Origin of the sequence: Dyadobacter sp. CY356, from assembly GCF_021440195.1 — a bacterium.
GTDB lineage: Bacteria > Bacteroidota > Bacteroidia > Cytophagales > Spirosomataceae > Dyadobacter.
Genome location: NZ_JAJTSZ010000004.1, coordinates 206,784 through 221,533, shown reverse-complemented (window position 1 = coordinate 221,533; position 14,750 = coordinate 206,784). Strand labels below are relative to the sequence as shown.

General features: G+C 41.5%; 12 protein-coding genes. 6 read left to right on the top strand and 6 right to left on the bottom strand.

Going from position 1 to position 14,750, the window contains the following annotated elements; translation table 11 throughout:
• Positions 1-370 precede the first annotated feature (370 nt).
• From LXL81_RS15190 to LXL81_RS15170, 5 genes are all read left to right on the top strand, one after another.
• Complete coding sequence (locus LXL81_RS15190; RefSeq protein WP_234647652.1) at positions 371-1,375, top strand: ABC transporter transmembrane domain-containing protein; 1,005 nt, start codon at positions 371-373, stop codon at positions 1,373-1,375.
• Positions 1,368-2,753, top strand: coding sequence for an HlyD family secretion protein (locus LXL81_RS15185; RefSeq protein WP_234647651.1), 1,386 nt, complete (start codon positions 1,368-1,370; stop codon positions 2,751-2,753). Before LXL81_RS15190 ends, LXL81_RS15185 begins: the two co-directional genes overlap by 8 nt.
• Positions 2,754-2,780: 27 nt before the next feature.
• Positions 2,781-4,247, top strand: a complete 1,467-nt coding sequence (locus LXL81_RS15180; protein ID WP_234647650.1) for a TolC family protein — start codon at positions 2,781-2,783, stop codon at positions 4,245-4,247.
• Positions 4,248-4,543: 296 nt separating this feature from the next.
• Positions 4,544-5,026 carry a hypothetical protein gene (locus tag LXL81_RS15175; protein WP_234647649.1) on the top strand — a complete coding sequence of 161 codons (483 nt, stop codon included), beginning with the start codon at positions 4,544-4,546 and terminating at the stop codon, positions 5,024-5,026.
• Between the two features lie 54 nt (positions 5,027-5,080).
• Entirely contained in the window at positions 5,081-5,764 is a 684-nt protein-coding gene (locus LXL81_RS15170; RefSeq protein WP_234647648.1) for a hypothetical protein, read from the top strand.
• Positions 5,765-5,847: 83 nt separating this feature from the next.
• On the opposite strand, the gene LXL81_RS15165 is transcribed toward LXL81_RS15170, so the two are convergent.
• The 6 genes from LXL81_RS15165 to LXL81_RS15140 all read right to left on the bottom strand — a co-directional run bounded on the left by LXL81_RS15165 (position 5,848) and on the right by LXL81_RS15140 (position 12,803).
• Positions 5,848-6,570, bottom strand: a complete 723-nt coding sequence (locus LXL81_RS15165) for an AAA family ATPase (protein WP_234647647.1) — start codon at positions 6,568-6,570, stop codon at positions 5,848-5,850.
• A gap of 209 nt (positions 6,571-6,779) precedes the next feature.
• On the bottom strand, positions 6,780-7,379 hold the full coding sequence (locus LXL81_RS15160; protein WP_234647646.1) for a short chain dehydrogenase: 600 nt from the start codon (positions 7,377-7,379) through the stop codon (positions 6,780-6,782).
• 342 nt (positions 7,380-7,721) lie between these two features.
• Entirely contained in the window at positions 7,722-9,998 is a 2,277-nt protein-coding gene (katG, locus tag LXL81_RS15155; RefSeq protein WP_234647645.1) for a catalase/peroxidase HPI, read from the bottom strand.
• Positions 9,999-10,240: 242 nt separating this feature from the next.
• The gene (locus LXL81_RS15150) at positions 10,241-11,116 is read right to left on the bottom strand and encodes an alpha/beta hydrolase (RefSeq protein ID WP_234647644.1); all 876 of its coding nucleotides are present in this window, start codon (positions 11,114-11,116) and stop codon (positions 10,241-10,243) included.
• Between the two features lie 183 nt (positions 11,117-11,299).
• Complete coding sequence (locus LXL81_RS15145; RefSeq protein ID WP_234647643.1) at positions 11,300-12,058, bottom strand: ThuA domain-containing protein; 759 nt, start codon at positions 12,056-12,058, stop codon at positions 11,300-11,302.
• 277 nt (positions 12,059-12,335) lie between these two features.
• Entirely contained in the window at positions 12,336-12,803 is a 468-nt protein-coding gene (locus LXL81_RS15140; protein WP_234647642.1) for a hypothetical protein, read from the bottom strand.
• Between the two features lie 244 nt (positions 12,804-13,047).
• On the opposite strand from LXL81_RS15140, the gene LXL81_RS15135 reads away from it, so the two are divergent.
• Entirely contained in the window at positions 13,048-14,616 is a 1,569-nt protein-coding gene (locus tag LXL81_RS15135; RefSeq protein WP_234647641.1) for a serine hydrolase, read from the top strand.
• The last annotated feature ends 134 nt before the right edge of the window (positions 14,617-14,750 follow it).

Genomic DNA, 14,750 nt, shown 5'->3' with positions numbered 1-14,750 from the left:
AATATTTGGTGACTTGTTAACTTAAAATTAAAGCTATATTTAGTGGCACATATTTTTAGGAATCATCTTAAAAGTCATCTACTCATCTAATTAAGTCGCGGTTACAATGGAAATTTTACATGAAAATGCACTTCGGAAAGCCACCAATTATCCGGGAAAGTACAAGCCTTTGTACGCTGTAAAATGACTCCATTTTGCAATACTAAAAACGAGTACGCGCGTTGCTAACAAGATTCTAATCTCATTTTTATCTCATTCTCATAACTCTGGTTCAATTTTGTACCGGATGCATTGATGAGACATTTCATTAATACATTTATTAAAAAAGATTAAGAAGTATCATGATACCAGATTTAACCCATCATTCTGAATGAAAAAGAAACATAAAGCTGATACCCCAACTCCCTGGGAACGGCTTCTGGGAATGCTCTACGTGGAGCGGAAGACCATCAATTATATATTTGTTTATGCAGTACTTATCGGTCTGATCGGACTTACGCTTCCGCTTGGTACCACGGCAGTTTTCAACTTTTTATCCAATGGCGCACTGTACAGTTCAACCTATATACTCATAGGTATTGTTTTGCTGGGCGTTGCGGTAGGAGGATTTTTGCTCATTGCGCAGCTCACACTGGTTGAAATGATCGAACAGAAAATTTTTGCCAAGGCGACAGTTGAGTTTGCATATCGTTTTCCGAGAATAAAGGAAAAGGAGTTTGAAGGTGAGAATCCGGCAGAACTTGTGAACCGTTTTTTCGATGTAATCACGATCCAGAAAGGACTTACCAAATTACTGGTTGATGTTGTTGCGGCTGCGGTACAGATCTTTTTTGCAGCGATCCTGCTTTCTTTTTATCATCCTGTTTTTATGATCTTCGGCATTTTTACGGTGCTGGTTATCCTCCTGATGCTTTTTATGTTTTATAACATTGGCGTTAAAACCAGTATCCAGGAGTCTGAGCATAAGTATGAAGTGGTGGCCTATCTTGAAGAAGTGGCTGCGGATCTTGATTATTACCGGAATCAGCCTAGAAAGCTCAACGAAGTGATTTATCGTACAGATCAGATTACGGCTAAATATTTGAAAGCCAGAAACGATCATTTTAAAATCCTGAAAAAGTTTTTCGCGAGCTCTGTTGCGTTGCGAACCATTTTGATGGGAGGTCTTTTGTTGTTGGGGTCTTTTTATGTAGTTGAACGTCAGATGACTTTAGGCCAATTTGTTGCTGCCGAGGTTATTATCGTTCAAATCAGTTATGCAGTGGAGAAATTTATGACAAGTCTGAATACAATTTTTGATATGGTAACCGGAAGTGAGAAACTGGCCGCTGTAACGGACCTTGAACTGGAAGAAAGTGAGGTGAGCCATGACTAGTGAAGATAAAAAGTTTATGACGAGTGAAACGAAAAATTATTTCGAGGAGGGCAAATGGGAAGAGCTGGGCGCGATTTCCAGTCGCGAAATCCTCGAAACCAGAGGGCCACGGCTACTGGGGAGGGTTATGCTGCTTTTGTTGCTGATCTTTTTAATTGTGTTGTTTTTGCCATGGCGGCAAACCATTCCTGGTCGTGGAAGTGTGACTGCCCTGCGGCCGGAAGATCGGCCGCAAACAGTTCAGAATCAGATTGGTGGCAGGATTGAACATTGGGCGGTAAGGGAAGGTCAAAAAGTAAAGATGGGGGATACCATCCTGATTATTTCTGAAACAAGCCAGTCTTATTTTGACCCGGAATTACCGGTTCGCTTGCGGGAGCAGCTTGCAGCCAAGGAAGGCAGCGAAGATGCTGCTACGCAAAAGATGCAGGCGACCTCCGCTCAGATCCAGGCTATGACAAAAGGTTTGTATATCAAACTAAATTCAGCGCGGAACAAAGTACATCAGGCCGAAAATTATGTATCTATCGATAGTGCTGATCTGGTAGCGGTTCAGAAATTTTATGAAATTAGCAAGTCCAGGCTCGCACGTTATGAAGCCGGTTATCTGAACGGATTATTCTCGCTGACAGACATAGAATCCCGCAGATTAAAGTTGCAGGAAGATAACGCTAAGGTGATCAGTCAGCAGAATAAATTGAATAATTCCATTCAATCATTGCTGAATGCGCGTATTGAACTTGACAATATTGAAGCTGAATATCAGCAGTCATTAGCCAAAGCACAGTCGGATATGAGTTCTGCGTTGTCAAGCAAAGTTAGTGCTCAGGGCGAAATTTCTAAACTGCGTAATGAGATATCTAACACAAATATACGCAGAGGTTTGTATGTTGTTCGTGCACCGCAAACCGGATTTGTAGTAAAAACGCTGAAGGCCGGGATTGGTGAGAATATTAAGGAAGGTGAATCTATCGCCATACTTCAACCTGAAACGCCCATGGTAGCTGCCGAGATTTATGTTGATGCTATGGATGTTCCGTTAATCTTACTCAACAGTGAGGTGAGAATCCAGTTTGAAGGCTGGCCTTCCGTTCAGTTTTCCGGTTGGCCGTCGGTTGCGGTCGGGACATTTTCCGGCAAGGTGTCTGTGATCGATCTGGTGAGTAGTAAGGGTGGAAAATACCGGCTACTGGTTAAGCCAACCAGTCCTGTGCCGGTAAATGATCAGCCATGGCCACTTCAGTTACGTCAGGGATCGGGCGTTTATGGGCGTGTGATCCTTCGGTCTGTTCCCCTGTGGTATGAAATATGGCGTCAGCTTAATGGTTTTCCGCCAAGTCTGGAAGCGGAACCGGATGTGCAGGTTAGTACCAAATAAATTATAGAGAATTTAAAATTGCTTATAATGAAGCATTTGAATATAAAAACACTCATCTGGTGTTTGCTTTTTTTTCTTGCAACAGCTTCAAACAAAAGCTTCGCACAGCAAAAAACGGGCAGTGATTCAGCCAGAGTGTTTACATTAAAGGATCTGGAAGAGATTGTTTTTTTTAATCACCCCATTGTAAAACAGGCAGGCCTGTTGAGCGAAGAAGCCAGGGCAAAAGTGATGCAGGCCTGGGGTAGCTTTGACCCGGCTTTAAAAAGTCATTTTGACAGAAAAACTTTTGGCAATACTGAGTATTATAACAATTGGTCAAATGAATTAAAAGTGCCGCTGTGGCTCGCCGGAGCCGATTTGAAAATTGGCTACGACCGCTTTGTTGGAAAGTATACAAATCCTGAAACGCAGACCGGCGTGCCAGGTTTGACTGGTATTGGGTTAGCGATTCCGATTGGACAGGGTTTTCTAATTGATGCCCGGAGAAATACGCTTCGCCAATCAAAAGCGATGGTTAACTATGCAGAAGCTGAGCAGATCAAGCAAATTAATAAGGTTTGGTTTGATGCTGTGAAGGATTATTGGGATTGGTTTTATGCGCACCGTCAGTATGCATTGATCCGCGAAGGGGCGGATCTGGCGTTTACGAGATTTCAGGCGGTTAAAAATCAAACGTTGTTGGGAGATAAGCCGCCTATCGATTCAGTGGAAGCCGCCATTACTTTTCAGGAACGCAGTTTGCAGCTTGAAAAGATCAAAGTGGAACTTCTGAATACGAGACTGGTACTGTCAAATCATTTGTGGAGTGAAAAGTCGGAGCCGATGGAACTGCCGGAATATAGTATTCCGCAAAACCCCGACCAGAACACGGCTGACAGGGAACAGATCGATACGCTGCTTAGTAATGCAGCCAGTGATCATCCGGAATTGTTGATGTTGAAAAGTAAAGGTTTACAGCTGCAACTGGAAAGAAATTACCGCCGGGAAATGCTTAAACCAAAACTCAGCGTAAGCGGATCACTGCTAACGAGCCGCACAGCTTTCGGGCCGCAAGTGTCAGACAATTATCAGTTGCAGTGGAGTAATTATAAAGTTGGGGTAGACTTTTCTTTTCCATTGTTTTTGAGGGAACAGCGCGGAAAACTTCGCGAGATCAAGGTGAAACAAATGGCACTGGATTATGATATGCAGCAAACAGGAAGAGAAATCAATACCAGTATTCTGAATGCCTACAACAAGCTCAAAGCATATGAAGTACAGCTGGCTATTCAGTCCGGCAGCATTGATAATCAGCAGGTTTTGCTCCGGGGAGAACTAGCCAAATTTGAGTTAGGAGAAAGTACGCTTTTTCTGATCAACAGCCGGGAAACCAAGCTGATTGACATGAGACTCAAATTGGCTGAACTGGTTTCGAGCTATCAAAAATCAGTTGCCGAACTTTATTATACTGCCGGTACTTCGCAAAATAACATACGGGTTGCCAGGAAATAGTTGCTTAATGTTGAGTGCCGATTTTAAATCAACATACTCCTTTAACGCAAAAACACATTCTTTTTTCAAATCATGGCCTGTTTCAGAATTCAGGCCATGATTATGAACATGCGCCGAGGCTTTTGATCCAGCTAATATTTTATTTATTGAAAAGTTTTATGGAAATTAAAGGTTTGTAAGAATTTATTCAATGTCCAGGTTTACTTCGGCGAAAGCCGGTTTGTATCAGATTGAGGTAGTTTGAAATCAAATCGTCAGACATTAAAAAAGTTCTCAACAAATTAAATCATACAGCCATGAATTTTCCTTCTCTTTCCCATTACAAAGGATCAGAGAGTTTTCTTCTATATTTAGCATTTACATGCCTGATCGCCGGATGTAAATCCGATGAACCCTATGTTTATATATGTAAGGATGGTACCATAGAAATTCAGGAAGTTACAAATCTCAAAAACTTTCAAAAAACGATCAATCCGAAAGATTCTTTGGCAACAATGGTGATCCGGACAGAAACGGAATATAGAAACTATATCACTGACCCGGTTGCACGTATTGATTTTTCAAAACAAACGCTTCTGGCTGGTCGTCTTCTCACTGCCATGCCAGGCCGTGTGCTGAGCCAGCGTGTGACAAGTTCATGTGCATCCGGCAGCCTGCTTTATGATGTAAAAATCAGCGTAAATACCGAAGGCGCAACTGCACATGCTGAAACACCCTTTTTTGTAACAATCCCAAAAATCCCGGAAACAACAAATGTTACCTTTAACGTGCATTTCTAAATTAATAATCGTAAAAATTGTAAGCCCCAAAAACCAACGTTATAAATTTATTTTATGGGAAGAATTATAACGCGGCTTATACCCGTTTGCTTTGTGATCTTATCTGTTTTACAAATTAGTTACGGTCAAAATCGTAAGTGGGAGTTTGGCGTATCCGTGTCTTCGGCTAAGGAATCTTATCATAACAGATATTACGGCCCTCCGGTGGGTTCGGGAGCAGTTTATAATTTCAAATCGTTAGAATCCTGGGGAGTTGGTGTATTTGGTGAAAAACACATATCTGACAAATTTTCCCTCGTTACCAAAATAGGATATTCGACTCAGCAGGTTCCTGTCAATACACTTTGTCAATGCAGCTACACCGCTAATGTATGGCTTCAGGAAGAACGCCATCACCAAACCTCCGCAGGACTTGATTTTCGTGCTTACATTATTTCGAAAAGTGCAGTGAAGGTTTTTGGACAAGCAGGATTAGAAGGAGATTATTTTCTGGGTTACATGGAAAAGCGTGACAATAAAAAGCATTTCTACCGGAATGCGCGGACGTTCAATCGCTTTGTTCCCGGTTATACAGCCAGCCTGGGTTTGCAATGGAAAAGAGTAGGGCTGATGGGAGAATATCATGGAAATATCGGAAGAGCCTTTTACAGAAATCAACTTATTGATGGAGAGAATATAAAGCGAGAAAGCATTTACAGACAAGGATATTCAATAAAGGCCAGCTTTGTTATTTTTTAGGGGTGAGGTTTTTACCATGACGTAGCATGGGAAACTTATGCGATTGTCCTGTTAAGCCACCGGGTATGAAGGAGAAATCATTTTCAGCCTTCCAGTAAAATATCAACCATTCGCTTATAATCATTCAAAAAACCCTTCGTAATTTGATACTGAGTTGTGTCTTGATAAGAAATCTCCCTGATACCACTTTCGTCCAATTGATAAATAAGAGCGTTGGGATATGCCAACAATATTGGCGAGTGGGTTGCGATTATCAGCTGAGAATTTTTTTGAACCAATTGATTAATAGCAGCCAAAGTAGTTAATTGCCGTGCTGGTGATAAGGCAGCTTCCGGTTCGTCAAATAAGTAAAGCCCGTTGCCCTGCAACTTTTTTGTTAACACGGCCAGGATAGATTCTCCATGAGACCTGGTATGTGGAGAGCCTCCATATCCTTCTAAATATTTTACCTGCTCCATGTATGTTGCTACATTGTAGAAACTCTCTGTACGCAAAAAGTAATAGTCATCCGGTGATTTGTAGCCCCTGATTAATTTAAGATAGTCAACAAGTTTCGATGTATTGTTGTGTGTCGAAAATTGCACATTACGGGTGCCGCCCTCAGGTCCGAACCCCAGACGTAAAGCAATCGCCTCTATCAAAGTCGACTTGCCGGCACCGTTTTCCCCTACAAAGAAAGTCACATCTTCGTGAAAGCGTATCGAAGAAAGATTTTTGATGGCAGGGATATCAAATGGATATTCATTAAAATCATCAATCTTTTCTCGCGCGACCTGTACTTCAATCAAATATGGCTTTCTATTCACTTTAATTAAGGATTTAGCGAAAATATCTTGTAAACAGATCAGAGGCAGCGCATCCTTCACGCATTAATCGCAGCTTCAGACTTGAAAACTTAATATCATAAATTAAGTCAAATATTTGTTATGATGAACAAAATAATTGCCAATACCAAAACAAAAAAGCCCGGGACAAATGTCCAGGGCTCCTGAAAATCAAAAGAATAAACCAAACCTCACCCACCAACAAAATAAATCTGACCCGTTTGTCCGCCTACTGCACTCTTATAATATGCTTGTGCAACGCGGTCCATTTTTACGGGAATATCACCCGGGAAATAAGGGAAGTATGCCGGCGATTCTTCAACAACGCCAGGGGCAACCGCGTTAACACGCACGCCATTTTCCAGTTCAATGGCCGCTCCTTTTACAAAGCCATTTAACGCGCCATTAATTGCGCTTACGGCTGCGCCATAAACGATTGGATCTTCTGCCAGGCTTCCGGAGGTCAGGGTGAAAGAACCTTTTGGATTGATGTATTTCTGGCCGATTAGTACCAGATTCACCTGTCCCATCAGTTTGCTGTCCACCCCTTTTCTGAAATCGGCATCCGTCATTTGCGGAAGCGGACCAAAATGTGCATCTCCTGCCGTGGAGATCAATGCGTCAAAAGGCCCTACTTGTTTGAATAAGGATTCGATTGATTCAAGGCTCGCAATATCGACCTGATAGTCGCCGCTTTTTGATCCTACTTTAACAATTTCATGCGTTGCTTCCAGCGCCTTTACTACATGTTTTCCAATGGTGCCTGTGGCACCGACAATGATGATTTTCATTTGTTATAGTTGTTTTTTGTCAAATCTAATTCAATACTATTCTTGCTTCTTCGCCATTTTTCATCAGGTTTGATGAAATCCATTAACGGTATCTAATTTAGTATTAAATGTGTTTCCTAAGAAATTAAAAGAATCCGAAGCTGACGAAATTGTGTCTCAAAAGTCTTAACAGCAGGTTAAGGTGACTTGAATTAAATATGAAGTAAAGAAGTAATCATTGCAGGATATCAGGGCTACAAACCTCGATTGACTTTTAGAAAATAATGAAGTGCTGGGATAATTACAAAAAATGGCCGTCCCCAACATTCAGGAACGGCCACTTTCTTATTATTTTGTCAATATTTACAGATCAAATCTACCCAGATTTGTTACTTTGCTCCATACCGCAACAAAGTCTTTAACAAATTTGTCCTGAGCATCAAAGCTTCCGTATACTTCGGCAATCGCTCTCAATTCTGCATTCGAACCAAATACAAGATCGGCGCGGGAAGCTGTCCATTTGGGCTGACCGGTGGTGCGGTCTGTTCCCAAATATTCATTCTTATCATCCGAAATTGCTTTCCAGGCAGTACGCATATCAAGCAGGTTAATAAAGAAATCGTTGGTAAGCTGCCCTGGACGTGTTGTGAAAACTCCGTTTTTCGAACCATCAAAATTGATATCCAAAACACGTAAACCACCTAAAAGTACTGTTAGTTCAGGTCCGGTAAGGGTTAGTAATTGTGCTTTGTCAATCAGCAATTCTTCTGTTGAAACTGAGAATTTTGCTTTTTGATAATTACGGAAACCGTCTGCAATCGGTTCAAGATACCCAACTGATTCAATATCAGTTTGGTCCTGTGAAGCATCCATACGGCCGGGTGTGAAAGGAACCGTGATTGTATTTCCGGCTGCTTTTTCGATACCGGCATTTCCAGCCAAAATGATCAAATCCGCAATAGAAACTTTTTTGCCACCGGATTGTGTGCTATTAAATTCCTGTTGAATACTTTCCAGTGTGCCCAATACTTTTTTCAGCTGAGCCGGATTGTTTACTTTCCAGTCTTTTTGAGGAGCCAAACGAACTCGGGCGCCATTCGATCCGCCACGTTTATCGGATCCACGGTATGTACTTGCCGATGCCCAGGCAGTAGAAACCAGTTCAGAAACTGTAAGTCCGGAAGCCAAAATATTTGCTTTCAGAGCTGAAATATCACTTGCATCGATCAATTCATGATCAACTGCCGGAATTGGATCCTGCCAGATCAGTACTTCCTGAGGCACATCCGCACCCAGGTATCTTTCGCGCGGACCCATATCGCGGTGTGTCAGCTTAAACCAGGCGCGAGCAAAAGCGTCTGCAAACTCATCCGGATTTTGTAAGAAACGTCTTGATATTTTTTCATATGCAGGATCAAGTTTCAAAGCAAGATCACTCGTCAGCATGGTTGGCAAATGTTTCTTGTTGCTGTCGTAAGCATCAGGAATGATCGCTTCCGCGTTTTTGGCAACCCATTGGTGAGCACCGGCAGGGCTTTTGGTTAATTCCCAGTCAAATGCAAACAGATTTTCGAAAAAGTTGTTACTCCACTGCGTTGGTGTTTTTGTCCAGATCACTTCAAGTCCACTGGTAATTGTGTCTGCACCGGCACCTGTTCCATAACTGTTTCCCCAGCCAAATCCTTGTGATTCCAAACCGGCTGCTTCCGGTTCTGCTCCAACATGGTCAGAAGAGGCGGCGCCATGGGTTTTTCCAAAACTGTGTCCGCCTGCAATAAGCGCAACTGTTTCTTCATCGTTCATAGCCATCCGGCCAAATGTTTCACGGATATCCCTTGCCGAAGCAATCGGATCCGGATTTCCGTCAGGCCCTTCCGGATTCACGTAAATAAGTCCCATATGAGCGGCACCAAGCGGTTTTTCCAAATCGCGGGTATGGATTTGACGTCCCGGATCCTCATCTGATGAAACTACACCTTGTCCTTCCACACCTGGTGAACCCTGTCCATAACGATGGTCGTTGCCCAACCATGTTGTTTCCGAGCCCCAGTATACATCCTCATCCGGCTCCCATACGTCAGCGCGACCACCTGCAAAACCGAAAGTTTTGAAACCCATAGATTCCAAAGCGATGTTACCGGTAAGGATCAATAAATCAGCCCAGGATATTTTTTGACCATATTTTTGTTTGATTGGCCACAGAAGTCTGCGTGCTTTATCAAGACTCACGTTATCCGGCCAGCTGTTTAGCGGAGCAAAACGTTGTTGTCCTGAACCCGCGCCACCGCGACCGTCACCCACGCGGTATGTACCGGCACTATGCCAAGCCATACGAATGAACAAAGGTCCGTAATGCCCGAAATCTGCCGGCCACCAGTCCTGTGAATCAGTCATGAGGGCGTGAAGATCTTGTTTAACTGCTTCCAGATCAAGAGTTTTGAAAGCTTCTGCATAGTTGAAATCTTCCTGCATCGGGTTCGATAAGGAAGAATGCTGACGCAGAATATTTAGCTTTAACTGGTTTGGCCACCAATCACGATTTTTTGTTCCGGCACCGCCAGCTTTTATCACATCATCCTTTTTGTCTAATGTGCCATTTAGGAATGGGCATTTTCCGATGTCGTCTGTTTCTTTTTCCATTTTGATTAGTTCATGTATTATGTCAACACCAATAAGCACCTTGTATTTGTGCAGAACAATAAAGATATAATATCAAACTTAATAATCAAAATCGATTAATTCTATGATTCAATAGTTAAAATTTATAACGTATAATCCACATTCACAATCACATAGACATGGTGGAGTTAAGATGCGTTCGCACAATTGATTAGTAATTTGAAACAGTGTTTTATGAATTTGCCCGGTACCATTATTTAATTCTAGTCTGCCAGTTTATTAACCGGATAAAGTAATCTTAATGCATTGAAAATTGCCTGATGTGTGATTGTGGCGTGATTCTCCTGGGGTAAATAATCAAAATAGACAGTCAGGTTTTTATTCTTAAATTTTTGTAATTTTCCAGCTAGTAAATTCGCATCCACCTCCATCACGCGAGGAATAGTGCCAGGCGTAAGTCCCTCTTTTCCTACGCCAATATACACATCCGTTTTGTTAGAGAAGTTTTCTTCTAAAATTTCAGAAGAGTGATTTAGCAATGAACCGTTATCCCACCATAGGCTCGGGCTGATAATAATGTATTTTGAGAATAGTCTAGGTTTTTTTAGTAAAATTTCGGTCGCCAAAAGTCCACCGAGAGATTGTCCTATCAGCATTTTAGAGCTATTCGTTTTATACTTTTTTTCAATAAAGGGTTGTAATTCTTTTTCCAAAAAGCGGATGAATTTTTCCGAATGGCCAGCCGTGGGATTTTTTTTCTTATCTGACTCAATGGTGGTAGGGTAGGTGAAATCTCTTCTTCGGTCGACATTGGCGATTCCCACGATAATCGATTTGGGAACACGGTTGATCCAGGAAAAATTATTGAACTGAAAAAGCCCGCTGACATGTATAAAATCTTCATCTGCGGAGCCGTCGAGCAGATAAACAACGGGATATTTTGTGGTATCTGTTTTACTATAACCCTCAGGAAGATAAATATTCAGGACTCTTTTTTCTGACAAAATCGTGGACTGTATTCCGTCAATTACACCGATTACAAAGGGTTTACTTTCCTCTTTTTCTATCGACTTATTTTTCTGAGCAAAGGTCCGAGTTGTTAAAACTGCGAACAGCAAAATGGTAGTTAAAAGCTTCATCGAATGCTGTGTTGGCAATTTGGTCAGGTGTTTTTTTGAAATTAGGGAGAATGTGTGGGTAATGTTAGTCTGATGAAGAAATAAAATATATAAATAAAGCCATCAGATTTACTTGATAACAAAAACTGCCCCATTCATCAGAACAGGGCAGTTTTTTAAAAATCTAAATTGATAATAGCAATGTTACTTAATTCCTTTTCCGGTAGCAGCCCAATAGATCCCGCCATAAAGATGGTCAAGGAATGACTGGTCAGAATAAACAAGTCCGATATGGCCAAGTCCTGTATAGAAAGCACGGCCGCCGTCATATTTGTGATACCATGACATTGGGTGAAAATCTCCCATTCCTTTTCCTTCATTATCTCCCCATTTCGTTTTTGGATCGTAGGTTTTTTCGTCAAGCCCGATAAGGAATTTCAGGTCGTTGGATTTGTATGGTTTTTGATATTCATACCATTCATCAGTCCAGAGCATTCTTTTTGGAAAACGTTCAAGTCCCGGGAAGTTGCTGTCCACAACATCCAGATAGGCAGTCTGCTGCGAAGGGTGGATTTTGAACATCATACCCACCATTTTGGTATACCATGGCCATTCATATTCCGTATCGGCAGCAGCATGGATTCCTACCCAACCCTTACCTGACTGAATGAATTTTTCGAAAGCAGCCTGCTGCTCTTCATTCAAAATGTCGCCGGTGGTATTAAGGAAAATAACCGCAGCGTAATCTTTTAGTTGTTTTTCATTAAAAACAGAAGCATTTTCCTGCCAATCCACAGAGAAATTGTGTCTAGCCGCAATCTTTCTTACGCCATCAACGCCTTCATGAATAGACTCGTGGTGGAATCCTGCTGTTTTTGTAAATAGTAATACTTTGAACTGCTGAGCCTGGGCGGAAACTGCACTTGCAATGACAAGCAGGAGTACCAGTGATTTTTTTAACATTTTGAATAAAAATTAGTTTGATTTAATATGTCCCGGAATCTGAATTTTGAACCTGGCGGCTTACTCGTAACATAAAGACAAAGGTTAGGCTGAATATACTTTTATATCCTATTATTAATCCTCTCTTCTTCTCATTTTCGTTTAAAGGCGGTTGGGATTTCCGGGAATTTGGAAAATAAGACGGAATTGTGGTACCAAAAATCTGCCCGCAAAGATTACCTCCCCGGCAGATTATTGTTCAATTCTATTGTGTAGTCCTGGAAGAGCTCTAATTGCATTAAATCTCGCCAACTCTGCGGCTCGGCAGGCTGAAATCGGTATTGATTTCTCTGGTAGAAGACGAAGAAAGGATTACAGGATCGGCAAGGAGCTTTTTAACTTCCTGCTGAATATCCTGCCAGCACGAAACTTTTTTGATATACCGCCCCAGATTTTGTTTGCAATTAATACCCTGTTTTAACAGCCAGTCATTGGTTTCATAGGAAAAAATGAGAATAGGCAGTTCAGGTTTATTACGGATCACATATTGGATAAATGAGATTACATGATCCTCTTGTTTGTTTACAGAAACGATAAATAAATCATACCCGTCTTTTTTTTCATTTGCCATGAAAAGCGACTTTTGTAGGACTTTTCCAATGCTTGCAGCTGTCTCAATCGTAATGTGTTTATTCTCTTTTTCTAAACGGTTGGCTATTCCAATCTTAAAAATGGAATCACTTTCTAAAATCAAAAGATTGTACATAACAAGCTTATGTTTGAGGTATTTTTAAAGGGTTTTCGCTTGTAACAAATATAGGGTTACAAAAGTTATTAATGACTATACGTACTCAAATTAATTCTATGTATTTAAGGGGAATCATGATGTTTCAAAGTATATATTGTGTCAGATACAGACAAATGTTGAATGATAATATATTGATCCGTTTGACATCAGTATTATATATATTTCGTTTCAAAAAGAAAGCTCCAAAACTTAACCTCATCTCATGAAAGTTTATTCTACACTCCTGTTAATCAGTCTGATTTTTTTTAGTTATCTCAAAAGCACAGCACAGCCCCTTGCCCCGAAACAAATTGATGAGCTGGTTGAAAAAACGTTGACAGCTTTTGATGTTCCGGGTATTGCCGTAGCCGTTGTGAAGGATGGAAAAGTAATTCATTCGAAAGGTTATGGCGTCCGCTCTTTGAAAACCAGGGAGAAAGTTGATCAAAATACTTTGTTCGGTATTGCTTCAAATAGCAAAGCTTTCACCGCCGCTTCCCTGGGCATTTTAATGGATGAAGGTAAATTGGCCTGGGATGATAAGGTGATTGATTACATTCCGGAATTCCGGATGTATAACGCCTACGTGACCGAGGAATTTACAATCCGGGATTTGCTTACCCACAGAAGCGGGCTCGGGCTTGGTGCCGGTGACCTGATGTTCTGGCCGGATTCTTCGGATTTTACGATGAAGGATATCATTTATAACCTCCGTTATCTCAAACCCGTTTCCGGTTTCAGGACAAAATATGATTATGACAATCTCTTATATATGGTTGCCGGTGAGGTAATTGAACGTGTGAGTGGGAAAAGTTATGAAGAATTTGTGGAAGAGCGGATCATGAAACCTTTGCAAATGAACAATAGTGCGGGTACATGGAGTCGCGTAAAAGACAAATCGAATGCTATTGACGCTCATGCTTTGGTGAATGGAAAAGTGCAGGTGATTCCCAGAGATGTTTTCAGGTTTGGCAATTCAGCAGGTGGCATTAACTCCAGTGTAGCGGATATGAGTAAATGGATTATCATGCAAATGAACGGTGGGAAATATGGAGAAGATCCTGGGAAACAGATATTCAGCAAAAAAGTACATCAGGAAATGTGGTCTCCGCAAACCATTATTCCAGCCAACGCCGCGCCGCCTTATAACACACATTTCAGTGCTTATGGTTTGGGCTGGTTTTTAAGTGACGTGAAAGGATATAAGCAGGTCACGCATACGGGAGGACTGGCCGGAATGGTTACACAAGTGACTTTGTTGCCTGAGCTTCAACTGGGAATTATCGTGTTTACGAACCAGCAGGTGGGTGCTGCTTTTACTGCCATTACCAATTCGATCAAAGATGGCTATCTGGATATTCCGGCTACCGATCGTGTTGGGATTTATTCAAAAAGAGTAAAAGCGGGCTTCATGGAAGCAGATTCTATAACCAACAGTATCTGGACGGCTATTGCTGCCGAGCAAAAGAAAAATACTTCGAAGGTAAACTTCAGATCCTTTGCCGGAACTTACCACGACAGCTGGTTTGGAGATGTTGTATTAAGTGAGAAAAACGGAAAATTCAGGTTGGATGCCAAACGTGCACCCAAGCTGAGTGGTGAAGTTTTGTTTTACAAAAATAATACTTTCATTGTCAAATGGGATAGGCGGAGCTTTGATGCTGATGCTTTTTTATATTTCCAGACAGACAAGGATGGAAAGCCTTCTGCTATAAAAATGGAGGCGATTTCGCCGCTTACTGATTTTAGCTTTGACTTTCAGGATCTTGATTTAAGAAGAACGGATAAGTAGCCTTCATTAAATCAGGGTTACCAAAAGTTCCCCTAAGCAGGCAATCGCTTCCCCAATAAATTTAATAAATACGTGTATTATGGAGTACGGATTATCACTGAAATATTTTCAAATAACTCGTTGACAGGCTTTAT

Bases quoted from the DNA above. Each gene is read 5' to 3' on its own strand.
- LXL81_RS15180 (WP_234647650.1), top strand. From the start codon at position 2,781: ATGAAGCATTTGAATATAAAAACACTCATCTGGTGTTTGCTTTTTTTT.
- LXL81_RS15140 (WP_234647642.1), bottom strand. From the start codon at position 12,803: ATGTACAATCTTTTGATTTTAGAAAGTGATTCCATTTTTAAGATTGGA.
- LXL81_RS15145 (WP_234647643.1), bottom strand. From the start codon at position 12,058: ATGTTAAAAAAATCACTGGTACTCCTGCTTGTCATTGCAAGTGCAGTT.
- LXL81_RS15190 (WP_234647652.1), top strand. From the start codon at position 371: ATGAAAAAGAAACATAAAGCTGATACCCCAACTCCCTGGGAACGGCTT.
- LXL81_RS15160 (WP_234647646.1), bottom strand. From the start codon at position 7,379: ATGAAAATCATCATTGTCGGTGCCACAGGCACCATTGGAAAACATGTA.
- LXL81_RS15185 (WP_234647651.1), top strand. From the start codon at position 1,368: ATGACTAGTGAAGATAAAAAGTTTATGACGAGTGAAACGAAAAATTAT.
- LXL81_RS15170 (WP_234647648.1), top strand. From the start codon at position 5,081: ATGGGAAGAATTATAACGCGGCTTATACCCGTTTGCTTTGTGATCTTA.
- LXL81_RS15150 (WP_234647644.1), bottom strand. From the start codon at position 11,116: ATGAAGCTTTTAACTACCATTTTGCTGTTCGCAGTTTTAACAACTCGG.
- LXL81_RS15135 (WP_234647641.1), top strand. From the start codon at position 13,048: ATGAAAGTTTATTCTACACTCCTGTTAATCAGTCTGATTTTTTTTAGT.
- katG (WP_234647645.1), bottom strand. From the start codon at position 9,998: ATGGAAAAAGAAACAGACGACATCGGAAAATGCCCATTCCTAAATGGC.
- LXL81_RS15175 (WP_234647649.1), top strand. From the start codon at position 4,544: ATGAATTTTCCTTCTCTTTCCCATTACAAAGGATCAGAGAGTTTTCTT.